The organism is Massilia oculi, assembly GCF_003143515.1.
Classification (GTDB): domain Bacteria; phylum Pseudomonadota; class Gammaproteobacteria; order Burkholderiales; family Burkholderiaceae_D; genus Telluria; species Telluria oculi.
Genome location: NZ_CP029343.1, coordinates 4,115,855 through 4,137,638, shown reverse-complemented (window position 1 = coordinate 4,137,638; position 21,784 = coordinate 4,115,855). Strand labels below are relative to the sequence as shown.

At 65.5% G+C, this 21,784-nt stretch carries 18 protein-coding genes; 12 read left to right on the top strand and 6 right to left on the bottom strand.

Going from position 1 to position 21,784, the window contains the following annotated elements:
* Positions 1–44: 44 nt before the first annotated feature.
* Together DIR46_RS18675 and DIR46_RS18670 are read right to left on the bottom strand one after the other, a co-directional pair.
* Positions 45–1,676 (bottom strand): DHA2 family efflux MFS transporter permease subunit, encoded by a 1,632-nt coding sequence (locus DIR46_RS18675; protein ID WP_109346582.1) that lies wholly within the window; start codon positions 1,674–1,676, stop codon positions 45–47.
* A 9-nt stretch (positions 1,677–1,685) separates the two neighbouring features.
* Positions 1,686–2,837 carry an HlyD family secretion protein gene (locus tag DIR46_RS18670; protein WP_109346581.1) on the bottom strand — a complete coding sequence of 384 codons (1,152 nt, stop codon included), beginning with the start codon at positions 2,835–2,837 and terminating at the stop codon, positions 1,686–1,688.
* 118 nt (positions 2,838–2,955) lie between these two features.
* Here DIR46_RS18670 and DIR46_RS18665 point away from each other — a divergent pair, with 118 nt between their 5' ends.
* Positions 2,956–3,615 (top strand): TetR/AcrR family transcriptional regulator, encoded by a 660-nt coding sequence (locus tag DIR46_RS18665; protein ID WP_109346580.1) that lies wholly within the window; start codon positions 2,956–2,958, stop codon positions 3,613–3,615.
* Positions 3,616–3,744: 129 nt separating this feature from the next.
* Positions 3,745–3,930: a hypothetical protein gene (locus tag DIR46_RS18660; RefSeq protein WP_109346579.1), complete on the top strand. Its 186-nt coding sequence runs from the start codon at positions 3,745–3,747 to the stop codon at positions 3,928–3,930.
* 68 nt (positions 3,931–3,998) lie between these two features.
* Here the strand turns inward: DIR46_RS18660 and DIR46_RS18655 are convergent, their stop codons facing one another.
* Positions 3,999–4,325, bottom strand: a complete 327-nt coding sequence (locus DIR46_RS18655; RefSeq protein ID WP_229446307.1) for a hypothetical protein — start codon at positions 4,323–4,325, stop codon at positions 3,999–4,001.
* Positions 4,326–4,543: 218 nt separating this feature from the next.
* Here DIR46_RS18655 and DIR46_RS18650 point away from each other — a divergent pair, with 218 nt between their 5' ends.
* Genes DIR46_RS18650 through DIR46_RS18635 form a run of 4 tightly spaced genes read left to right on the top strand, consistent with a single transcriptional unit; the run spans position 4,544 to position 8,358 of the window.
* A complete protein-coding gene (locus tag DIR46_RS18650; protein WP_162819570.1) occupies positions 4,544–4,954 on the top strand; it encodes a DUF2141 domain-containing protein in 411 nt (136 codons plus the stop codon).
* Positions 4,955–4,961: 7 nt separating this feature from the next.
* Positions 4,962–6,437, top strand: a complete 1,476-nt coding sequence (locus DIR46_RS18645) for a carotenoid oxygenase family protein (RefSeq protein ID WP_109346577.1) — start codon at positions 4,962–4,964, stop codon at positions 6,435–6,437.
* Positions 6,434–7,591, top strand: a complete 1,158-nt coding sequence (locus DIR46_RS18640) for a sensor histidine kinase (protein ID WP_109346576.1) — start codon at positions 6,434–6,436, stop codon at positions 7,589–7,591. The genes DIR46_RS18645 and DIR46_RS18640 overlap by 4 nt, the downstream gene beginning before the upstream one ends.
* 20 nt (positions 7,592–7,611) lie before the next feature.
* Positions 7,612–8,358, top strand: coding sequence for a LytR/AlgR family response regulator transcription factor (locus tag DIR46_RS18635; protein ID WP_229446653.1), 747 nt, complete (start codon positions 7,612–7,614; stop codon positions 8,356–8,358).
* Positions 8,359–8,501: 143 nt separating this feature from the next.
* Here DIR46_RS18635 and lpdA read toward each other — a convergent pair whose 3' ends face one another.
* The 3 genes from lpdA to aceE form a co-directional block, all read right to left on the bottom strand.
* Entirely contained in the window at positions 8,502–10,328 is a 1,827-nt protein-coding gene (lpdA, locus tag DIR46_RS18630) for a dihydrolipoyl dehydrogenase (RefSeq protein WP_109346575.1), read from the bottom strand.
* A gap of 13 nt (positions 10,329–10,341) precedes the next feature.
* Complete coding sequence (aceF, locus tag DIR46_RS18625) at positions 10,342–12,003, bottom strand: dihydrolipoyllysine-residue acetyltransferase (RefSeq protein WP_109346574.1); 1,662 nt, start codon at positions 12,001–12,003, stop codon at positions 10,342–10,344.
* Between the two features lie 66 nt (positions 12,004–12,069).
* Positions 12,070–14,766, bottom strand: coding sequence for a pyruvate dehydrogenase (acetyl-transferring), homodimeric type (aceE, locus tag DIR46_RS18620; protein ID WP_109346573.1), 2,697 nt, complete (start codon positions 14,764–14,766; stop codon positions 12,070–12,072).
* Positions 14,767–15,095: 329 nt separating this feature from the next.
* Between aceE and folD the strand changes: the two genes are divergently transcribed.
* The 6 genes from folD (at position 15,096) to DIR46_RS18590 (ending at position 21,774) form a co-directional block, all read left to right on the top strand.
* On the top strand, positions 15,096–16,004 hold the full coding sequence (gene folD / locus DIR46_RS18615; RefSeq protein WP_229446306.1) for a bifunctional methylenetetrahydrofolate dehydrogenase/methenyltetrahydrofolate cyclohydrolase FolD: 909 nt from the start codon (positions 15,096–15,098) through the stop codon (positions 16,002–16,004).
* 99 nt (positions 16,005–16,103) lie between these two features.
* Positions 16,104–18,173 (top strand): M3 family metallopeptidase, encoded by a 2,070-nt coding sequence (locus DIR46_RS18610; RefSeq protein WP_109346571.1) that lies wholly within the window; start codon positions 16,104–16,106, stop codon positions 18,171–18,173.
* Positions 18,174–18,226: 53 nt separating this feature from the next.
* A complete protein-coding gene (locus DIR46_RS18605) occupies positions 18,227–18,652 on the top strand; it encodes a DNA polymerase III subunit chi (protein ID WP_109346570.1) in 426 nt (141 codons plus the stop codon).
* Positions 18,649–19,065 carry a DUF2486 family protein gene (locus DIR46_RS18600; protein WP_109346569.1) on the top strand — a complete coding sequence of 139 codons (417 nt, stop codon included), beginning with the start codon at positions 18,649–18,651 and terminating at the stop codon, positions 19,063–19,065. The genes DIR46_RS18605 and DIR46_RS18600 overlap by 4 nt, the downstream gene beginning before the upstream one ends.
* Positions 19,066–19,208: 143 nt before the next feature.
* Positions 19,209–19,541: an H-NS histone family protein gene (locus DIR46_RS18595; protein WP_109346568.1), complete on the top strand. Its 333-nt coding sequence runs from the start codon at positions 19,209–19,211 to the stop codon at positions 19,539–19,541.
* Positions 19,542–19,632: 91 nt separating this feature from the next.
* Positions 19,633–21,774 carry an NHL repeat-containing protein gene (locus DIR46_RS18590; protein WP_109346567.1) on the top strand — a complete coding sequence of 714 codons (2,142 nt, stop codon included), beginning with the start codon at positions 19,633–19,635 and terminating at the stop codon, positions 21,772–21,774.
* Positions 21,775–21,784 lie beyond the last annotated feature (10 nt).

Sequence of the window (21,784 nt, the reverse complement as noted above, 5' to 3'; positions counted from 1 at the left end):
TCTCTTCATTCGATTCAGTATCAATGGACGCATCAATGGACACATCAATGGGCGCCTGAGCCGCCACCCGGCGACTTGACCTTGTCGGCCATCCAGATCGCCGCGATACAGCCGAGCAGGATCATGCCGATGATCCAGAAGCCGTCGTTATAGGCCATCACATAGGCTTCGCGCCGCACCAGGCGGTCGACCACGGCCAGCGCTTGGGTTGAGGCGCTGGCGGGATCGATGCCCTTGGCGATGAAGCCCTGGGTCAGCATATCGAGGCGTTCCTGGGTCGCGGGCGCATAGCTGGAAACCGCTTCGCCCAGGCGCGCCGAGTGGAAGTGTTCGCGGTTGGTGAGCGAGGTCGCCAGCAGCGCGATGCCGATCGAGCCGCCCAGGTTGCGGGTCATGTTGAACAGGCTCGAGGCCGAGCCCATGTCGCGCGGCTGCAAGCCCGACATCGCGAAGTTCGACAGGGTCAGCATCACGAAGGGCTGGCCAATGGCGCGCACGACCTGCGTCCACATCAGCTGGTCGTAGCCGGTGGTGGCGTCCATGAACGAATTCATGATGCACGAGATGCCGAACATGAACAGGCCGAAGCTGCACAGGATGCGGTTGTCCACTTTCGAGGACAGCCTGGCCGCGAACGGCATCACCAGCAATTGCGGCAGGCCGACCCAGGCGATCACTTCGCCGATCTGCATCGGCGTATAGCCGGCGATCTGGCCCAGGTACAGCGGCAGCAGGTAAGAGGAACCATACAGGCCCATGCCGATCACCGCCGACAGCGTGGTCGCCACCAGGAAGTTGCGCTGGCCGTAGAGGCGCAGGTTGACGAACGGTTCCGGCTTCGAGAAGCTCAGCGCCACCCAGCCCAGGAGGCCCGTGAGCGACAGCGCGGCGAAGGCCACGATGAAACTCGAATCGAACCAGTCCTTCGAATTGCCCTCTTCCAGGAAGATCGTCAGGCAGGCCAGGCCCATCGCCATCAGCGCGATGCCCAGCCAGTCGGCCTTCACCAGCGTCCTGAGGTTGGCCTTCTCGGGATGCAGGCCCCAGGCCATGCCGGCGATCAGCAGCACGCCCGGCACCCAGTTGATGTAGAAGATCGACGGCCAGCCATACAGCTCCGACAGGTAGCCGCCCAGGGTCGGACCCATGGCCGGCGCCAGCGTCGCGGTCAGGCCAAAGATGGCCATGCCGGTGGCGCGCTTCGACGGCGGCAGCAGCGTCATCACGAGGGTCATCGCCATCGGGATCAGCGCGCCGCCGGTGAAGCCCTGCAGCATGCGGAACACGATCATGCTTTCCAGGCTCCAGGCCGCGCCGCACAGGGTCGAGAACACCAGGAACAGCGCGGTGGTGCCGATCATGTAGTTGCGCACGCCGAAAGCGCGCGTAAACAGCGCCGTCAGCGGGATCACGACGATTTCGGCGCACAGGTAGGCGGTCGAGATCCACGAGCCTTCTTCCTGCGTGGCCGACAGGGTGCCGAGGATGTCGCGCAGCGAGGAATTCGTGATCTGGATGTCGAGCACCGCCATGAAGGCGCCCAGCATGCCAGCGGCGATCGCGATCCAGGTGCGCAGGTCCACCGGGCCGCGCAAGGCCGCGGCGCCGTTTGCAGGCGCGCCGGGGACTGCCCCCGAGGTCGGGCCGACTGCGGCGGGTTTGCTCAGGGTCGTCATGGCAAGCGCTTAGTGGACGGCCGCGGTCTGGGTCGGCTTGACGTCCTGGCCCAGTTCCACCTCGGCCACCACCGACATGCCGGGCACCAGGCGGCCGGCGTATTTCTTCACGTCCTGCGGATCGAGCGTGATCTTGACCGGCACGCGCTGCACGATCTTGGTGAAGTTGCCGGTCGCGTTATCGGCCGGCAGCAGCGCGAACTGGTTGCCCGAGGCCGGGGCGAAGCTGTCCACGCGGCCCACCAGATGATGCTCGGGCAGCGCGTCGACGTCGAGGCTGACCTGTTGTCCCGGCGCCAGGCCGGCGAGCTGGGTTTCCTTGAAGTTGGCGACCACCCACACGTTGTCCTCGACCACGGCCAGCATCGCCTGGCCCGGCTGCACGCGGGCGCCGACTTCGACGCTGCGGCGGCCGACGCGGCCGTCCACCGGCGCCACGATGCGGTTGTAGGCCAGCTGCTGCTGCGCTTCCTTCCACTGCGCCTGCAACACCTTCACCTGCGCCTTGAGCACGTCGCGGCCCGCCTCGGCAGCGCCGATCTGGGCTTGCGCCGCCGCGGCGTTGTCGCGGCGCGCGGCCAGGTCGGCCACGGCGGCGTCGCGCGCGGCGCTCGAGGCATCCACCTCGGCCTTCGAGACCGCCTTCATGGTCTCGTTGTACAGCTGGCCGAAGCGTTCGGCATCCTGGCGCGCCCGCAGCAACTGGGCCTGGGACTGCTTGACCTGGGCGCCGGCGGCGGCGGCCTGCGCGCGCACCTGCTCTATCTGGGCCTCGGCCTGCTTGAGCTGCTGCTGCACGCTGGCGATCTGGGCTTCGATCTGCTCGACGCGCACGGCATGGTCGACCGGATCCAGCTCGGCGATCACGTCGCCCGCCTTCACCAGCTGGTTGTCGTCCACCGCTACCCGCGTCACCACGCCGGCCACGCGCGACGACACCTGGTGCACGCGCCCGGTGACGTAGGCATTTTCGGTCTCGACGAAGTGATGGCTGCGGTACCACATGCGTCCGCCAGCACCGATCGCGGCCAGCGCGATCAGGCCGACCACCACCAGCACACGCTTGTTGGGCCCGCTCTTGCCGGGTCCGCTGCCTGGCGCCCCGCCCGCTGGGGTTTGTGCCGCGGGCGCCTGCCCTGCCGTGCTGTGCATCTCTGCCATGGAAAAGCTCCGGAAAAATGAAATGAAATGGATTCATCGCATTATTTGCCAGCAATACGCGGAAGTCAAGAAAATGAAACGGTTGCGTTTCATTTTGGTTTGCACTAGAGTCCTTGCCATGAGCAAAGCACAGAATGAAACAGTGGCGGCCGTCAAATCCGCCGGACGTCCGAAGGCGTCGGAAGTCGAGGCCCGCACCCAGGAATTGATCCACGCCGCGGGCTGCCTCATCCTGCGCCATGGCTATACCAAGGTCAGCCTGGAAGCCATCGCCCGCGAGGCGCGGGTGGCGGTGCGCACGATCTATGTGAAATTCGGCGGCAAGGCCGGCCTGCTCAGGGCTGTGCTCGCCTCAAGGCGCGAACGCCTGTTTGCCGGGCACGACATGGACGTCGACACCCGGCCGCTGCGCGCGATCGTCGACGACTTCGCGCGCAGCTTCTACGATTTGCTGGTCGACCCGGATACGATGGCCATGCAGCGCGTGGTGATCGCCGAAGCCGGCAGCAATCCGGAACTGGCCGAGGCTTTCTATGAAGGCGGGCCGCGCCTGACGCGCGAGATGCTGTACCGCTTCTTTTCGCGTCCGGACATCCGCAGCCAGTTGCGCGACGACGTGCCGCTGGAATTGCTGCCGACCCACCTGATCGGCTGCATCTGCGGCGATCCGATCGGGCGCTTCCTGTTCCCCGATACGCAACCGTCGCGCGAGGAAGCGCGGCGCGAGCTGGCGGCGCGTCTCGAGCTGTTTTATGCCAGTGTGCTGAAGAATTGTTAAATGATTGTCAAGTCACGAGACTAAGTGCGGCATCGCACGGACACAAGGGATGATTTTGTGGCAATCTGTAAGCCTTCACAGAGGGTGTCGTGAATATCAATAACAGCGGTGTGACCGCGAGGAGAAAGCATGAGCAAGTCGTCCAGATACGAATGGCGTGATCAACAGGCATCGCTGCAGGAACGCATGAAGAACTTCATCGAAAATCCCGGCGCCGACCAGATGGAAGCGGTCATCGCTGAAATGCGCACCTATGCCGCCGCCGCCAAGGCCGGCACGATCGATATCCCGGAGCGCTTTGTCAGCTTCGGCTGAAGCAAAATCGCCTTCATCGCAATGCCGCCTGGCGCAAGCCGGGCGGCATTTTTTATTTCCAGGGCTCTTCAGACGGTCGACACCGGCACTGGCCTGGCCTGCTCTTCCACGTCGTGCACGCGCGTGAGCAGGTGCACCTTGCGCGGCGCCCGGTGGCGCTCGTGCAGTTCGCGGGTCAGCACCTCGACCCGGCGCGGTCGCAGCGCCACCTGCTGCGGATCGACGGTGCCGATCGCGCCCGGCACGTACTGGCTGAACTGCGAGGCCAGCAGCTGGGAAACCGTGCCCGTAATGGTCGCCGGCGCGCCATGGACCGTGGTATGGAGTTCGAAACAGCGGGTTTCCGGTAACACGTAGACGGTCCCGACGTACTCGTTGCAGTGCTCGTCCATCATGCCCTCCTGAGCTGAACACGGACGCGGCAAGTCAGCTTGCCGCCGCATTCCCTCATCATAGGCTTTTGGCAGGCGCTGGCAAGCGGCGCACGCGGGCATGGCAACTGGCGCCACACGCCTGCAACTCGCGCCGCCAGGCGCCGCTTCGTCGCAAACCGCGGCGGACTCCGGCTTGCGCTTCCAGAATGGCCCTGACGACCACGCGACCGGAGACTTCCATGAACCGCCTTGCCCTTCTGCTTGCCCTGCTGTCCAGCGCTGCCGCCAGCCACGCCGCCGACCTGTCGATCCAGGTCGACGGCGCGCGCGGCGCCGGCGGCAGCGTGAAGATCGCCCTGTTCGACAGCGCCGACCGCTTCCTCAAGCGCCCCTTGCACAGCGCCAGCGCGCCGGTCCGGAATGGCGGCGCCACGTTCGCGCTCAAGGACCTGGCGGCCGGCCAGTACGCCATCGCCGCCTACCATGATGCCAACGACAACGACAAGCTGGACCAGAACATGATGGGCGTCCCGGTCGAAGCGACCGGTTTCAGCAACGATGCGCTGGGCAATATGGGCCCGCCGGCGTTCGAGGCCGCCCGCTTCGCGTTGCCGGCCAAGGGCGGCGCCACCCACATCACCCTGCGCTGAGGCCAGCATGGACCGCCGCTCCTTCCTGCATGCAGGCGCCGCCCTCGGCGCCCTCGCCCTCGCACCAGGCGCCCGCGCCGACGAGGCCACCTACCAGCGCTTCCACGCCGCCCTGGCGCGCGACCCGTCGCTGGCGGTCTACGCCAACCAGGCCGGCAGCCAGGGAGGCGATGCCGTCATCAAGGGCCGCCTACCGCGCGACCTGCGCGGCACCTTCTACCGCAACGGGCCGGGCCGCTTCGAGCTGGGGGGCGAACGCCATCACCACTGGTTCGACGGCGACGGCTTCGCCCAGGCCTGGACCGTGGCCGACGGCAAGGTGCGCCACCGCGGCCGCTTCGTCGAGACCCAGCGCTACGCCGAAGAAAGCGCGGCCGGCCAGTTCCTGTATCCGGCCTTCGGCACCCTGGTCACGCGCCGGGGCGTGCGCGACAACGACACCATGAACGCCGCCAACACCAACCTGCTGCCCTACGACGGCCGGCTGTATGCGCTGTGGGAAGGCGGCTCGGCGACCGAACTCGATCCGGAGTCGCTGGCCACGCGCGGGCTCAAAACCTGGAGCGACGACTTGCGCGCGATGCCGTTCTCGGCCCACCCCAAGCTCGATCCGCAGGGCGGCATGTGGAACTTCGGCACGCTGCCCGGCGCCAACCGGCTGGCGCTGTACCAGATCGGCGCCCAGGGCCAGGTGCTGCGCACCGCCCTGCTGCCGGCGCCGCAACTGGCGCTGGTGCACGACTTCGTCATCAGCAGCAAGCACCTGATCTTCGTGGTGCCGCCCTATGACCTGAAAAAGGATCCCGGCCTGAGCTTCGCCGAACGCCACGCGTGGGCCGGCGGCGCCCGTGGCGCGCGGGTGCTGGCGATCGCCAAGGACACGCTGGCGCTGCGCCAGGTATTCGAGCTGCCGCCCCATATGGTGTTCCACTTCGGGAATGCCTGGGAAGACGGCGACTGCACCCGCTTCGACGTGGTGCTGCACGAGGGCGATGCGCTGGCCGAGGTGGGCAGCGTGATGCATGGCGAGCACACGCCGCCGCGCAGCCGCACGGTGCAGGTCACGCTGGACTATGCCAGCGGCCAGGCGCGCACCGAGCGCCTGTTCGGCACCAGCGAATTCCCGCGCGTGATGCCGCAGGTGGCGATGGCGCGCCACCGCCGCCTGGCCCTGTTGGGCGCCAGCGGCGCCTCGCCCGGCCTCAGGCTCGACAGCGTCAACCTGGTCGATACGGATAGCGGCAAGGTCGATGGCTACGTCTTCGGCGCCGGCTGGCAGGTGGAGGAACACGTGCTGGTCCCGCGCCGCAACGCGCGCTCGGAGACTGACGGCTACCTGGTCGGCGCGGCCCAGGACTTGCGCGCCAGGCAGACCGTGATGACGGTGTTCGACGCCGCCGGCGTCAAGGATGGTCCCGTGGCGCTGGCGCGACTTCCCTATCGCGCGCCGCACTGCTTTCATGGTAATTTCTTAACAGCATGAATACAGCTCCCCCGACCCTGGCGCGCAGGCGCGGCCACCCTCTGGAACTATTCCCGGTGTTCCGGCGCTGGCCGCGCTCGACGGTGCGCGACCTGCTCTACACCGCGTTGTGGAACTCGCTGATCGCGTTGGGAATAGCGGTAGGCTTGACGACCTTCGGCAACTGGCGCGCGCCTTTTCTCACCTTGTTCAGCTATAGCCTGCTGGCATCGCAATGCGTCGGCTTTCCCATCCATGGTGCGCTACGGATGCTGGAAAAGATGGTGCCGCCGACCACGGGCCGGCTCAATGCGCGCCTTCTCGACCTGGCCGCGATTGCGTTGTGCGCCGCCCTTGGCCTCGCTGTCTCGGGCGCCATCCTGCGCGGCACATTACCCAGTTTGACTACCAGTGCACTTGGCGAACAGCTGACCTTCGGCCTGGTCATCGGCGCAGGTATCCTGGCTGTGTTGGTCGCCGGCGAGCGCCGCATCGAACGCCAGACCCTGGCGGCGCGCCAGCATGAACAGATGGCGACCACGGCGCGACTGCTGGCTGAAGCCCAGCTACGCGCACTGCAGGCCCAGATCGAGCCGCACTTCCTGTACAACACGCTGGCCAATGTGGTCAGCCTGATCGACAACCAGCCGCTTGATGCGAAACGCATGCTGGAACGCTTCATCGACTACCTGCGCGCCAGCCTGGCCGCCAGCCGCGCCGGCAGCGCCACGCTCGGCGCCGAGCTGGATCTCGCTGCAAGCTATCTCGACGTGCTGGGCGTGCGCATGGGCCGGCGCCTGCGCTGGCGCATCGAGGCGATTGATGCCTGCCGCGCCCTGCCCATTGCGCCGATGCTGATCCAGCCGCTGGTGGAGAACGCCGTCATGCACGGGCTGGAGCCCAAGGTGGAAGGCGGCGAGATCGTGCTGCGCGCGGCCGTCGATGAAGGCGTGCTGCGGGTCGAGGTGCGCGACAGCGGGCGCGGGCTGGTGGCCGCGCCACCGCGGCCCGGCGGCGGTGTCGGCCTGTGCAACCTGCGCGAGCGCGTGCGCCAGCTGCATGGGCCAGGCGCGCGCCTGGAGCTGCTCGACAATCCCGGCGGCGGCGTGATCGCGCGCCTGCTGCTTCCCCTTTCACGGACCGAGGTGACATCATCGACCGCTGCCTTGCCCTGATCGCCGACGACGAGCCGCATCTGCTCGACTATCTCGCCACCCAGCTGCGCGAGGCCTGGCCCGGGCTCGAGGTCGTAAGCGCGCCGAACGGCATCGAAGCGCTGCGCCTGATCGACGAGCTGGGGCCGCAGGTGGTCTTCCTCGACATCCAGATGCCGGGCCTGACCGGGATCGACCTGGCCGCGCGGCTGTGCGCCGGCGGCAATCCGCCGCGCGTGGTGTTCACCACCGCCCACGAGCATTACGCGGCCCAGGCCTTCGAGCACGAGGCCTTCGATTATTTGCTGAAACCGATACGCCAGGAGCGGCTGGCGCGCACCGTCGAGCGGCTGCGCGCCGCGCTGTCGGCGCCGGCTCCGGCGCCCGCGTTGCCGGCGGATGCGCTGCAAGCGCTATTGCGCCAGCTGGGTGCCGGCGTTCCCGCTGCCCCTGCCGCGCCGGCGCCGCTGCAATGGATCCGCGCCGCGGCGGGCCAGGAAACGCGCCTGATTGCGGTCGAGGAAGTGATCTACTTCCAGAGCAACGACAAGTACACCAGCGTGTTCCTGCCGGATGGCGAAAGCCTGATCCGCACGCCGCTGCGGCAATTGAAGGAACAGCTGGACCCGCAGCAGTTCTGGCAGATCCACCGCGGCGTGATCGTGGCGGCGCGCCACGTTGCCGGCACGCGCACCGACTTTCGCGGGCGGCTGTACGTGAAGCTCAAGGGACGGGAGGAACAGCTGGTGGTAAGCCGCAACTACATGGACGTATTTCGGCAGATGTAAAAAAACAACAGCGGGGTCAGGTCTGACATTCGGACACAGGCTCTACAACACCGGTGTACGAATATCAGCTTTTGACCCAGCTGTTGCTTGATGAATGCTGAGGCCGTGTCCGAATGTCAGACCTGACCCCAGCTTTTTGCGGCTTAGCGCTTCTTCGGCGGCGGCAAATCGGTGCAGACGCCTTCGTAGGCCTCCGCCGCCATGCCGATCGACTCGCCCAGGGTCGGGTGCGGGTGGATGGTCTTGCCGATGTCCACGCCGTCCGCGCCCATCTCGATCGCCAGCGCGATCTCGCCGATCATGTCGCCGGCATTGGTGCCGACGATGGTGCCGCCGACGATGCGGTGCGTCTCGGCGTCGAACAGCAGCTTGGTGAAGCCTTCGTCGCGGCCGTTGGCGACCGCGCGGCCGCTGGCGTTCCACGGGAAGTGGCCCTTCTCGACCTTGATGCCCTTCTGCCTGGCTTCATCCTCGGTGAGGCCGACCCATGCCACTTCGGGATCGGTGTACGCGACCGACGGAATGACCTTGGCGTCGAAGTGGGTCTTCTTGTCCAGGGCCGCTTCGGCCGCCACGTGCGCCTCGTGCACCGCCTTGTGCGCCAGCATCGGCTGGCCCACCAGGTCGCCGATGGCGAAGATGTGCGGCACATTGGTGCGCATCTGGCTGTCGACCGCGATGAAGCCGCGATCGCTCACCGTCACGCCGGCCTTGTCGGCGGCGATCTTCTTGCCGTTCGGGCTGCGGCCCACGGCCACCAGCACCAGGTCGTACAGCTGCGGTTCCGGCGAAGTGGCGCCCGCTTCGGCCGCTTCGAAGGTGACCTTGATCCCTTCCGGCAGCGCTTCCACGCCGACGGTTTTCGTTTTCAGCATGATGTTGTCGAAGCGGTGGGCATTGAACTTCTGCCAGACCTTGACGGCCTCGCGATCAGCGCCCTGCATCAGGCCGTCCATCATCTCGACCACGTCGATGCGCGAACCCAGCGACGAATAGACGGTCGCCATTTCCAGGCCGATGATGCCTCCGCCGATGACCAGCATCTTCTTCGGCACCTGGCGCAGCTCCAGCGCGCCGGTCGAATCGACGATGCGCGGATCTTCCGGCACGAACGGCAGCTTGACGACCGACGAACCGGCCGCGATGATCGCCTTCTTGAAGGCGACGACCTTCTTGCCGCCATCGGGACCGGTGACTTCGATGTGGTTCGGGCTCAGGAACTGGCCCACACCCTGCACCACATTGACCTTGCGCGCCTTGGCCATGAAGGCCAGGCCGCCGGTCATCTTCTTGATCACGCCATCCTTGTGCGCGCGCAGCTTGTCGATGTCGACCTGCGGCTTGGCGAACGAGACGCCCAGGTCCGCCATGTGCGCGGTTTCATCCATGATGTGCGCCACGTGCAGTAGCGCCTTCGATGGAATGCAACCGACGTTCAGGCACACGCCGCCCAGGGTCGCGTACTTCTCGACCAGCACGGTGTTCATGCCGAGGTCGGCGGCGCGGAAGGCGGCCGAATAGCCGCCAGGGCCCGCGCCCAGCACCATCATCTCGCATTCGATGTCGACCTGGCCCGAGTAGCTCGACGCATTCGGCGCAGGAGCGGCAGCGGCCGGAGCAGGCGCCGGCTTGGCTGGCGCTTGCGATTCGGTCGGCGCGGCTGGCTTTTCGGCTGGCTTTTCGGCCGGCTTCTCGGTAGCTTTTTCAGCCGCAGGCGCGGCAGCGCCGGAGCCCGACTCTTCCACCGTCAGCAGCAGCGTGCCTTCATTGATCTTGTCACCGACCTTGACCGCGATGTCCTTCACCACGCCCGCGTGGGTCGATGGGATCTCCATGCTGGCCTTGTCCGATTCGACGGTGATCAGGGACTGGTCGACCTTGATCGTGTCGCCGGCCTTGACCATCAGCTCGATCACTTCGACGTCCTTGAAGTCGCCGATGTTCGGGACTTTCACTTCAACAGTGCTCATCTGGGCGCTCCAATCACAGAAGGGTCTTGCGCAGGTCGGCCAGCACGTCGGCCAGGTACGCGGCGAAGCGCGCGGCGCCGGCGCCGTCGATCACGCGGTGGTCGTACGACAGCGACATCGGCAGCATCAGGCGCGGCTGGAAGCTTGATCCGTCCCAAACCGGCTTCATCGCCGACTTGGACAGGCCCAGGATCGCCAGTTCCGGCGCGTTGATGATCGGCGTGAAGTTGGTGCCGCCGATGCCGCCCAGCGACGAGATGGTGAAGGTCGCGCCCTGCATCGCGGTCGGCGGCAATTTGCCTTCGCGCGCCAGGCCCGACAGCTCGCCCATCTCGGTGGCGATCTGCGAGATGGTCTTCTTGTCCGCATCCTTGACGACCGGGACCACCAGGCCGTTCGGGGTGTCGGCCGCGAAGCCAATGTTGTAGTACTGCTTGGTGATCAGGGCCGCGCCGTCTTCCGACAGCGACGCGTTAAATTGCGGGAACTTCTTCAGTGCCGCGACGCTTGCCTTGATCACGAAGGCCAGCATGGTCAGCTTGACGTTCGATTTCTGCTTGGCCAGCGCGGCGTTCGAATCGACGCGGAACTGTTCCAGGTCGGTCACGTCGGCTTCGTCGAAGTGCGTCACGTGCGGGATCATGACCCAGTTGCGGTGCAGGTTCGGGCCCGAGATCTTCTTGATGCGCGACAGCGGCACGGTTTCGGTCGGACCGAACTTCGAGAAGTCGAGCGATGGCCATGGCAGCAGGTTGATGCCGCCGATGCCGGCGCCCGAGCCGCCTGCAGCCGCTGGAGCCGCGGCCGGCGCAGCCATCACGCCCTTGACGAAGTTCTGCACGTCCTGCTGGGTGATGCGGCCTTTCGGGCCGGTGCCCGGCACGCGACCCAGGTCGACGCCCAGTTCGCGCGCGAACTTGCGGATCGATGGCGAGGCGTGGGCTTTCGAGCCGGTCACGCCTGGCGCTGCAGCTGGAGCAGCAGCAGGTGCTGGCGCCGATGCTTGCGCCGGCGCGGCTGCGGGCGCTGCGGCAGGTGCAGGTGCAGGTGCAGGCGCTGCAGCAGGAGCCGCGGCAGCAGGCGCGCCACCAGTCGCTTCCACGACCAGCACAAGCGAGCCCTTGGCGACCTTGTCGCCGACCTTCACTTTCAGTTCTTTCACCACGCCGGCATGGCTCGACGGGATCTCCATGCTGGCCTTGTCCGATTCAACCGTGATCAGCGACTGGTCGACCTTGATCGTGTCGCCGACCTTGACCATCAGTTCGATGACTTCAACTTCCTTGAAGTCGCCGATGTCCGGTACGGTCACGTCGACCGGGCCAACCGACGCCGCAGGGGCGGCAGCGGCCGGCGCTTCGGCAGGCTTGTCAGCCGGTTTTTCGGCGGCGGCAGGTGCGGCTGCAGGCGCAGCGGCAGGCGCTTCGACCGCGCCGCCGGCTTCCTCGAGCAGCAGCACCAGCGAACCCATGGCGACCTTGTCGCCGACATTTACCTTGATCTCTTTAACTACGCCGGCATGGCTCGATGGAATCTCCATGCTCGCCTTGTCGGATTCGACGGTCACCAGCGACTGGTCGACCTTGATCGTGTCGCCCGGCTTGACCATCAGTTCGATGACTTCGACTTCCTTGAAGTCGCCGATATCGGGGACTTTGACTTCCACAACGCTCATAGTGTTAGCTCCGTTATTGTTCGTTTGCCTTGCAACCGCCGTTCCCGGGAACGGCGGCGGCGAGCATTACTGGGTCACCGGATTCGGCTTGTTCTGGTCGATGCCGTACTTGGCGATCGCCTGCGACACGATGGCGCGGTCGATCTTGCCTTCGTCGGCCAGGGCGCGCAGGGCGGCGACCGTGACGTAGTAGCGGTTCACTTCGAAGAACTCGCGCAGCTTGACGCGCGAATCCGAGCGGCCGAAGCCGTCGGTGCCCAGCACTTTATAGGTGCGGTCCTTCGGCATGAAGGCGCGGATCTGCTCGGCGAACATGCGCATGTAGTCGGTGGTCGCGACGATCGGGCCGCTGGTGTTTTGCATCAGCTCGGTCACGTACGGCACGCGCTGCGGCTGCTCCGGATTGACCATGTTCCAGCGCTCGGCGTCCTGGCCGTCGCGCGCCAGCAGGGTCAGCGAAGGCGCCGACCACACGTCGGCGGCGATGCCCCAGTCGTTCTTCAGCAGCTCGGCGGCGAACATCGATTCGCGCAGGATGGTGCCGCAGCCGATCAGCTGGACGCGGTTCGAGGCTTCCTTGTCACCCTCCTGCAGCAGGTACATGCCCTTCAGGATGCCCTCTTCCTGGCCCGGCTTCAGGCCCGGATGCGGGTAGTTCTCGTTCATGATGGTGATGTAGTAGAACACGTCTTCCTGTTCTTCCACCATGCGACGCAGGCCGTCCTGGATGATGACGGCGACTTCGTGACCGAAGGTCGGGTCATACGGCAGGCAGTTCGGCACGGTCGCGGCGATCACGTGGCTGTGGCCATCTTCGTGCTGCAGGCCTTCGCCGTTCAGCGTCGTGCGGCCGGCGGTGCCGCCCATCAGGAAGCCGCGCGCACGGATGTCGCCGGCCAGCCAGACCAGGTCGCCCACGCGCTGCATGCCGAACATCGAGTAGAAGGTGTAGAACGGGATCATCGTGCGGTTGTTCGACGAGTACGAAGTCGCCGCCGCGATCCACGAGCTCATGCCGCCCGCTTCGTTGATGCCCTCTTGCAGGATCTGGCCTGCCTTGTCTTCACGGTAGTACATCACCTGGTCGCGGTCGACCGGCTCGTACAACTGGCCCTGCTGGTTGAAGATGCCGATCTGGCGGAACAGGCCTTCCATGCCGAAGGTACGCGATTCGTCGACCAGGATCGGCACGATGCGCTGGCCGATGCTTTCGTCCTTCAGCAGGCTGGTGATCACGCGCACGTACGACTGGGTGGTCGAGATCTCGCGGCCTTCCGCGGTCGGCTCGAGCACGCCCTTGAAGCTTTCGAGCTTCGGCACGGTCAGCTGCTCGTCGGCCTTCTCGCGGCGCTGCGGCAGGTAGCCGCCCAGGGCCTTGCGGCGCTCGTGCAGGTACACCATCTCGGGCGCGTCGTCGGCCGGCTTGAAGAACGGGATGTCGGCCAGCTTGTCGTCGGGGATGGCGATGTTGAAGCGGTCGCGCATGTCGCGGATCGCCTGGTCGTCCAGCTTCTTGGTCTGGTGGGCGGTGTTGCGCGCCTCGCCCGACTTGCCCATGCCGAAGCCCTTGACGGTCTTGACCAGCAGGACGGTCGGCGTGCCCTTGTTCTCTTGCGCGTTCTTGAACGCGGCGTAGATCTTGTGCGGATCGTGGCCGCCGCGGGTCAGGCGCCAGATGTCGTCATCGCTCATCTTCGAGACCATCTCGAGCAGCTTCGGATGCTTGCCGAAGAAGTGCTTGCGCACGTAGGCGCCGTCCTTGGCCTTGTAGTTCTGGTATTCGCCGTCGACGGTTTCCATCATCACGCGCTGCAGGATGCCTTCCTTGTCCTGGGCCAGCAGCGGATCCCACTGCGAACCCCAGATGACCTTGACGACGTTCCAGCCGGCGCCGCGGAAGTCGGCCTCGAGTTCCTGGATGATCTTGCCGTTGCCGCGCACCGGACCGTCCAGGCGCTGCAGGTTGCAGTTGACGACCATGACCAGGTTGTCCAGCCGCTCGCGCGCGGCCATGCCGATCGCGCCCATCGATTCCGGCTCGTCCATCTCGCCGTCGCCGCAGAAGACCCAGACCTTGCGGTTGTCGGTCTTGGCGATGCCGCGCGCGTGCAGGTACTTCAGGAAGCGCGCCTGGTAGATCGCCATCAGCGGACCCAGGCCCATCGACACGGTCGGGAACTGCCAGAAGTCCGGCATCAGTTTCGGGTGCGGGTACGAAGACAGGCCCTTGCCGTCGACTTCGCGGCGGAAGTTCAGCAGCTGTTCTTCGGAGAGGCGCCCTTCGAGGAAGGCGCGCGCGTAGATGCCGGGCGACGAGTGGCCCTGGATGTACAGCAGGTCGCCGCCGTGGTCTTCGGTCGGGGCGTGCCAGAAGTGGTTGAAGCCGGTGCCCAGCATGTTCGCCAGCGAGGCGAAGGACGAGATATGGCCGCCCAGGTCGCCGTCGGCGCGGTTGGCCTTGACGACCATCGCCATCGCGTTCCAGCGCATCCACGAGCGCAGGCGCTCTTCGTATTCGAGATTGCCCGGCGAATTCTGGTTCAGGTGGGCCGGGATGGTGTTCACATAGGCGGTATTGGCCGAGAACGGAACGTGGGCGCCGCGGCGGCGCGCCAGGTCCACCAGGCGCTCCATCAGGTAATGGGCGCGTTCGGTCCCTTCATGTTCGATCACCGCTTCCAGCGCATCGAGCCATTCCTTGGTCTCGATCGCGTCCGGATCATTGGCGGCTTGCGCGGTCAACTGGTCGAGTTGAGCTGACATGTCATGCGTCTCCTAGAGTGGTGCGCCCCGACCCGATCCCTGCGCAGGCTGGCGGCGAGTAGTGAATTTTCAGACTAACTTTTTGATAAACCAATGGATTCTACCAGTGGATTTTGGCATTTTCAAATTGCGATATGCGATTTCACAATGCAAAATGCTATGCTGCAAGTGCACAATTTTTATAGGGAAACACTGCATTTCCAATCAACGGACATCGTATACCGAAGCACATCCGGAACGGCGGAAAACGGGCCATTTATAGGCTGAACGGAGGAGATTGCATGCGTGGGTCGTATAATTCTGTTTTTGCCCAGCGACGAGCCTTCACCATGCCTGCACAACTGATCGACGGAGTTCTCCTTTCCAAACAACTGCGCGAAGATATCGCCGCGCGCGCCGCCACACTCGCCGCCGCCGGCATGCAGCCCGGCCTGGCGGTCATCCTGGTCGGCGAAGACCCGGCCAGCCAGGTCTATGTGCGCAACAAGGTGAAGGCCTGCGGCGACGTGGGCTTTCATTCGGTACTCGAGAAATACGAGGCCGACCTGTCCGAGCAGGCCCTGCTCGACCGCATTGCAGCATTGAACGCAGATCCGGCCGTCCACGGCATCCTGGTGCAGATGCCGCTGCCCAAGCACATCGACCCGTCGAAAGTCATCGAGGCCATCTCGACCGCCAAGGACGTGGACGGCTATTCGGTGCTGTCGGCCGGCGAGCTGGTCGCCAACCTGCCGGGCTTTCGCCCGTGCACCCCGTATGGCTGCATGAAGCTGATCGAGACCACCGGCATCGACCTGCGCGGCAAGCACGCAGTGGTGATCGGCCGCTCGAACACCGTCGGCAAGCCGATGGCCCTGTTGCTCTTGCAAGCCAACGCCACCGTCACCATCTGCCATAGCGCAACGCCGGACCTGGGCTACCACACCCGCCAGGCCGACGTGATCGTGGCCGCCGTCGGCCGCCGCAATACCCTCACCGCAGAGATGGTCAAGCCGGGCGCGATCGTGATCGACGTCGGCATGAACCGTGACGACGCGGGCAAGTTATGTGGCGACGTCGATTTCGCGGGCGTGTCCGAAGTGGCATCGCACATCACGCCGGTGCCCGGCGGCGTCGGTCCGATGACGATCACGATGTTGTTGATGAATACCCTCGAGTCCGCGGAGCGCGTGCACACCAGCGGCCAGCCGCCAGCGGGGCAGGCGTCGGGCATGGAACCGAAGCCAGGCTTGGCGTAAGCCGGTCATGGCGCCATGGCCGCTGATTGGCTGCTGACTGGCCATGGCATCTGCACGAGCGTTCGGCGTACCAGTGATTAACGATATGGAAGGACTACGATGACGACCGCTACCAATCCCCTCCTCGACTTTTCCGGCCTGCCGCGCTTCGACGCGATCAAGCCCGAACACGTCACGCCCGCCATCGAGCAGCTGATCGCGGAAGCGAACGCCGTGGTGGCCCAGCTCGAAGCCCCGGTCACTGATGTCACCTGGGACACCCTGGCTCCGCTCGACGACGCCAGCGAACGCCTGGGCCGGGCCTGGGGCGTGGTCGGCCACCTGAACCACGTGGTGGACACGCCCGAGCTGCGCGCGACCTATAACGAGAACCAGCCGAAGGTCGTGGAGTTCTCTACCTCCATCGGCCAGAACGAGGCGCTGTTCGCCAAGTACAAGCAGCTGCGGGACGGCCCGCATTGGGACAGCCTCAATCCTGTGCGCCAGCGCATCGTCGAAAACGCCCTGCGCGACTTCCGCCTGGGCGGCGCCGAACTGCCGGAAGATAAAAAGCCGCGCTTCGCCGAGATCCAGGAACAGCAGTCGCAACTGTCGACGCGCTACTCGGAAAACGTGCTGGACGCGACCAACGACTACAAGCTGGTGGTCGAGAACGAAGAAGAACTCGCCGGCCTGCCCGACGATGTCAAGGCAGCGGCCAAAGCCGCCGCCGAGCGCGACGGCAAGGGCGGCTGGCAGTTCACCCTGCACTTCCCGTCGTACTTCCCGGTGCTGCAGTTCGCGGACAACCGGCAGCTGCGCGAAAAAATCTACCGCGCCAGCGCCACCAAGGCGTCCGACGCCGGCATCATGTTCACCGAAGTCGAGAAGTGGGACAACTCGTCGAACATCGTCAACCTGCTCAAGCTGCGCAACGAAGAGGCGCGCCTGCTCGACTACGGCAGCTTCGCCGACGTCTCGCTGGTGGCCAAGATGGCGCAGAGCCCCCGGCACGTGATCGAATTCCTCGAAGACCTGGCGCGCCGCGCGCGTCCGTACGCCGAGAAAGACCTGCTTGAACTGCGCGAATTCGCGCGCACCGAGCTTGGCATCGATGATCTGCAGTCCTGGGACGTCACCTATGCCTCCGAAAAGCTGCGCGAGAAGCGCTATGCCTTCTCGGCCCAGGAAGTGAAGGAGTACTTCCCCGAACACAAGGTGCTGCAAGGCCTGTTCGGCGTGATCCGCCAGCTGTTCGAAGCCGAAGTCATTCCCGAGGACGCTCCCGTGTGGCACCCGGACGTGCGCTTCTACCGCATCGAGCGCAATGGCCAGCTGGTCGGCCAGTTCTACCTCGATCCGTATGCGCGCGCCGGCAAGGCGCAGGGCGCCTGGATGAACGATGCGCGCGGCCGCCGCCTGCTTTCTGGCGGCACGGTGCAGACGCCGGTCGCCTACCTGGTCTGCAATTTCACGCCGCCGGCGATGGTGGACGGCGTGCTGCAGCCGTCGCTGTTCACGCATGACGAAGTGACCACGCTGTTCCACGAATTCGGCCATGGCCTGCACCATATGCTGACCGAAGTCGAAGAACTGTCGGTGGCCGGCATCTCGGGCGTCGAATGGGATGCGGTGGAGCTGCCGTCCCAGTTCATGGAAAACTTCTGCTGGGAGTGGGACAAGCTGCAGCAGATGACGGCGCACTACAAGACCGGCGAGCCGTTGCCGCGCGCGCTGTACGACAAGATGCTGGCGGCGAAGAACTTCCAGTCCGGGATGCAGACGCTGCGCCAGGTCGAGTTCTCGCTGATCGACATGCACCTGCATTACGATTTCGATCCGCACAACCAGGAAGTGCAAAGCCTGGTCGACGACATCCGCCGCAACTTCGCCGTCATCACGCCGCCGTCGTTCAACCGCTTCCAGCATTCGTTCAGCCATATCTTCGCGGGCGGCTACGCGGCCGGCTACTACAGCTACAAATGGGCCGAGGTGCTGTCCGCCGACGCTTATGCCGCGTTCGAGGAAGCCGTCGAAGGCGGGGCCGACCTGTTCGAGACCGGACGGCGCTTCCACCGCGAGATCCTCGCCGTGGGCGGCTCGCGTCCGGCGCTCGAATCGTTCAAGGCCTTCCGCGGCCGTGAACCTTCGATCGACGCCCTGCTGCGCCATAGCGGCATGAATGCCTGAAGAATAAAAGAACTGCACCGGAGGGCGAAAGCCCTCCTCTTTTCAGTGATGACATGACCCGGATCGACTTCCACACGAATATTCCCGATAAGCTTTCCTATGCCTGCCGGCTGGCGCGCAAGGCATATGGCGCGCGCGCCAAAGTCGTGGTGCTGGCAGAAAGCACTGAACAGGCCGAGGCATTGAATGCGGCGCTGTGGAACGTGGGGGATACCGATTTCATTCCACACGTGCTGGCCAGCGATCCGCTGGCGCCGCAAACGCCGATCGTGATTACCGATAATGAAGACGCGACGCTGCCGCACCACGATATGCTGGTGAACCTCACGCGCCGCACGCCGAACAATTTCGCGCAATTCGCGCGCGTGTTCGAAATCATTTCGCTCGATGAAGACGATGCCGCCGAGGGACGCAAACGCTATGTCGCATATAAAAGGCAATCCTATCCATTGACCCACTTCGTCGCAGGACAGACATGAACCCGGATCCCGCTTTCGATGCCAGCATTCCCGTATTGACCGAGGTCGTCGCCGACTCGTCGGCGCCAGTGGCGTCCAGCGCTCCCGCTGCTGCCGCGACCGTCGCCGTCGGCGCCAGCGACGACGACGCCCAGTCCCCGGAAGCACTGGAACGGCGGGCCGCCGACCGCTGGAGCGGCGAGCAGTGGAGCGTCATGGAACGCCGTCTCACCGAACGCGTGCTGCAGCAATTGCAGGGCCGGATCGATTTCGTGCTCGAACAGGGTCTGCGCGACGGTATCGTCGTAGCAGTGGATAAAGCGATGGCGGGTTTTTCGGCCGACATTCGCACAAGCCTGCATCAATCGCTGGGCGAGGTCGTGAGCCGCGCCGTTTCACAAGAAATTGCCCATCTCAAGACCTTGGGAAAATAACCCCATATGCATTGGCGGTTTGCCATGGATTTGATTCGAAATCACCCCGCGCACGATTGTCATTCAACTTTGACGATTAAATAGTAAAATCCCTGCGCGGCACTTCGAAACGAATCGAATCACCTAATCAAGGATGAAACAAAATGGCAAACATCGATCTGTCGGGTTATAACCTCGCCGAGCTGAAGGGTCTTCAATTCGATATCGAAAAGGAGATCAAAAACCGCCAGCAGCAAGACGTCAAGAAAGCGCGCGAGCAGATTCTCGAGATCGCCCAGAATATGGGAATCTCGGTGGAAGAATTGCTGGCCAAGGGCACTGGCAAAAGCAAGAAAGCGGGCAGCGGCGCCAAGGTGAATCCCCAGTATCACAACCCGGCCGATAATTCCCAGACCTGGACCGGCCGCGGCCGCCAGCCAAAATGGGTAGTCGAGGCGTTGGGTAAAGGCAAGTCGCTGGACGACCTGCGCATCTGATCCTTTCTGGGTAATTCGTGGGGTGGACCGGGGCGCGTAGCCGGCGCAACCGTCCACCCCACGTGCATTTAAGCATCCTCTCTTAGGTCTCGTGAAACGAACTTCCCTCCTCGCCGCGCTCGTGGGCGCCGCCGTCCTGGCCATCGGCACGGCCATCTACTTTACCGACACCATCGAACGACGCCCCGGCGCCCTGGCCATCCTGACGCCGCCCGTTGCGAAGACCACGCCATTCTGGCCGGCGCGCGTGAGCCTGCTGGCGGGCGACGGCCGCGACGGCGTGATCGACGGGCCGGCCAGCGCCAGCCGCTTCAGCGATCCCTATGGCGTGGCCATCGGCGCGCGCGGCGTGGTGTACGTCGCCGACGGGGGCGAAGCCAACCGCATCCGCCTGATCCAGCCCGACGGCGCGGTCTCGACGCTGGCCGGCGGCCAGGAAGGTTTTGCCGACGGCATCGGCGCGGCGGCCGCCTTCCACACCCCGTCCGCCCTCGCGCTCGACCATGAAGGCAATCTGTACGTGGCCGACACCGGCAACCATGCGATCCGCAAGGTGACGCCCGACGGCACGGTGACCACGGTAGCCGGCAGCGGCAGCCCCGGCTACCTGGATGGCGTTGGCCGTGCGGCCCAGTTCAACGGCCCGGTCGGCATCGCGGTGGACGATGCCGGCATCGTCTACGTGGCCGACACCTACAACGACCGCATCCGCCGCATCGCGCCCGACGGCACGGTGACGACGCTGGCCGGCAATGGCAAACCCGGCCTGCTGGACGGCGCGTTGCCGGACGCCGGCTTCGACACCCCGAGCGCGCTGGCGGCCGGCCGCGACGGTACGCTGTATGTGGCCGATACCGGCAACCACGCGGTGCGCCGCATCAAGACCGACGGCACGGTCGACACGCTGGCGATCCCGCTCGAAGGCGAGGTCCGTCCGCCGCTGCGGCGCCCGGCGGGCCTGGCGCTCACGCGCGACGGCTACCTGTACATCGCCGCCAGTTCCGGCGGCCGCATCCTGCAACTGACGCCGGATGGCGAGATGCGTCCGCTGCAGGACGTCGACCGCCCACTCGAACCGAACGGCTTCGGCAGCGACGGCACGGTCCAGCTGTACGGCCCGCGCGGCATCGCGGTCGGCCGAGACGGCAGCCTGGTGGTGGCCGACGCCAGTGCCCATCGCGTGCACCGGCTGGCGCCGCCGCGCGAGGGCGAAGCCGCGCCGGTAGTGGCGCGGCCGGCCCTCGTCACGCGCACCGAGCCGATGCCGTGGCCGGTCGGTCCCCAGGACATGGTCCATGAAGTCGTCGGCGTGATGGGCGAGGTGCGCGGCGCCTACAACGGCGACAGGCGCCACCATTTCCACGCCGGCCTGGACGTGCGCGCCGACGTCGGCGCGAAGGTGCTGGCGGTATTCCCGTCGAAAGTGACCGACCCGCACGCCAACTGGGGCTTCAACACGCTCAGCGAAGGCCTGAGCGTGGGCCCGCTCTCGTACATCCACATGCGCGTCGGCCGCGACCCGCAGGGCCGGCCGCTCGATCCGCGCTTCCAGGTCCTGCGCGACGCCAAGGGCAAGGCCGAACGCGTGCGGGTGCCGCGCGGCACCCGCTTCGCGGTGGGCGATGCGCTCGGCACCATCAATGCCATGGCCCACGTCCACCTGGATTACTACCAGGGCGGCACGGTGGTCAATCCGCTGACCCTGCCGTTCACGGGGTTTACCGACACCGTCCCGCCGTTCATCCAGCGCATCGCGCTGTACGACGGCGCCGGCAAGCGCATCACGGCGAAGAAGGGCCAGCCGATCCGGTTGAACCGCAGCCTGGGCGACGTACAAGTGGTCGTCAACGCCTACGACCAGGTGAACGGCAACCTGGCGCGCCGCAAGCTCGGCCTGTACAAGCTGGGCTACCAGCTATTGCAGGCCGACGGCACGCCCCTGCCCGGCTTCGGGCAGCCGGTCATCACCCAGGTCTTCGACCGCCTGCCGCGCAACCAGGATGCCGTCAAGGCCGTCTACGCGCCGACCAGCGGCATCACGGTCTATGGCAGCAAGTCGACCCAGTTCGACTACGCGCTCAACAACCGCCTGCAGGACGGCGAGATCGAGACCGGCAGCTGGCGCATCGGCGAGCTCGCGCCCGGCCGCTACACGCTGCGCATCCACGCCGCCGACTTCGCCGGCAATCTGGCGCAGGAGGGGCGCGACCTGGCATTCGAAGTAGTTGAGTAACAGGCAGAGG

Bases quoted from the DNA above. Each gene is read 5' to 3' on its own strand.
- DIR46_RS18650 (WP_162819570.1), top strand. From the start codon at position 4,544: ATGAACCGCCTTGCCCTTCTGCTTGCCCTGCTGTCCAGCGCTGCCGCC.
- DIR46_RS18610 (WP_109346571.1), top strand. From the start codon at position 16,104: ATGACGACCGCTACCAATCCCCTCCTCGACTTTTCCGGCCTGCCGCGC.
- DIR46_RS18640 (WP_109346576.1), top strand. From the start codon at position 6,434: ATGAATACAGCTCCCCCGACCCTGGCGCGCAGGCGCGGCCACCCTCTG.
- DIR46_RS18670 (WP_109346581.1), bottom strand. From the start codon at position 2,837: ATGGCAGAGATGCACAGCACGGCAGGGCAGGCGCCCGCGGCACAAACC.
- aceF (WP_109346574.1), bottom strand. From the start codon at position 12,003: ATGAGCGTTGTGGAAGTCAAAGTCCCCGATATCGGCGACTTCAAGGAA.
- folD (WP_229446306.1), top strand. From the start codon at position 15,096: ATGCCTGCACAACTGATCGACGGAGTTCTCCTTTCCAAACAACTGCGC.
- DIR46_RS18665 (WP_109346580.1), top strand. From the start codon at position 2,956: ATGAGCAAAGCACAGAATGAAACAGTGGCGGCCGTCAAATCCGCCGGA.
- DIR46_RS18655 (WP_229446307.1), bottom strand. From the start codon at position 4,325: ATGATGGACGAGCACTGCAACGAGTACGTCGGGACCGTCTACGTGTTA.
- lpdA (WP_109346575.1), bottom strand. From the start codon at position 10,328: ATGAGCACTGTTGAAGTGAAAGTCCCGAACATCGGCGACTTCAAGGAC.
- aceE (WP_109346573.1), bottom strand. From the start codon at position 14,766: ATGTCAGCTCAACTCGACCAGTTGACCGCGCAAGCCGCCAATGATCCG.
- DIR46_RS18600 (WP_109346569.1), top strand. From the start codon at position 18,649: ATGAACCCGGATCCCGCTTTCGATGCCAGCATTCCCGTATTGACCGAG.
- DIR46_RS18675 (WP_109346582.1), bottom strand. From the start codon at position 1,676: ATGACGACCCTGAGCAAACCCGCCGCAGTCGGCCCGACCTCGGGGGCA.
- DIR46_RS18595 (WP_109346568.1), top strand. From the start codon at position 19,209: ATGGCAAACATCGATCTGTCGGGTTATAACCTCGCCGAGCTGAAGGGT.
- DIR46_RS18605 (WP_109346570.1), top strand. From the start codon at position 18,227: ATGACCCGGATCGACTTCCACACGAATATTCCCGATAAGCTTTCCTAT.
- DIR46_RS18660 (WP_109346579.1), top strand. From the start codon at position 3,745: ATGAGCAAGTCGTCCAGATACGAATGGCGTGATCAACAGGCATCGCTG.
- DIR46_RS18645 (WP_109346577.1), top strand. From the start codon at position 4,962: ATGGACCGCCGCTCCTTCCTGCATGCAGGCGCCGCCCTCGGCGCCCTC.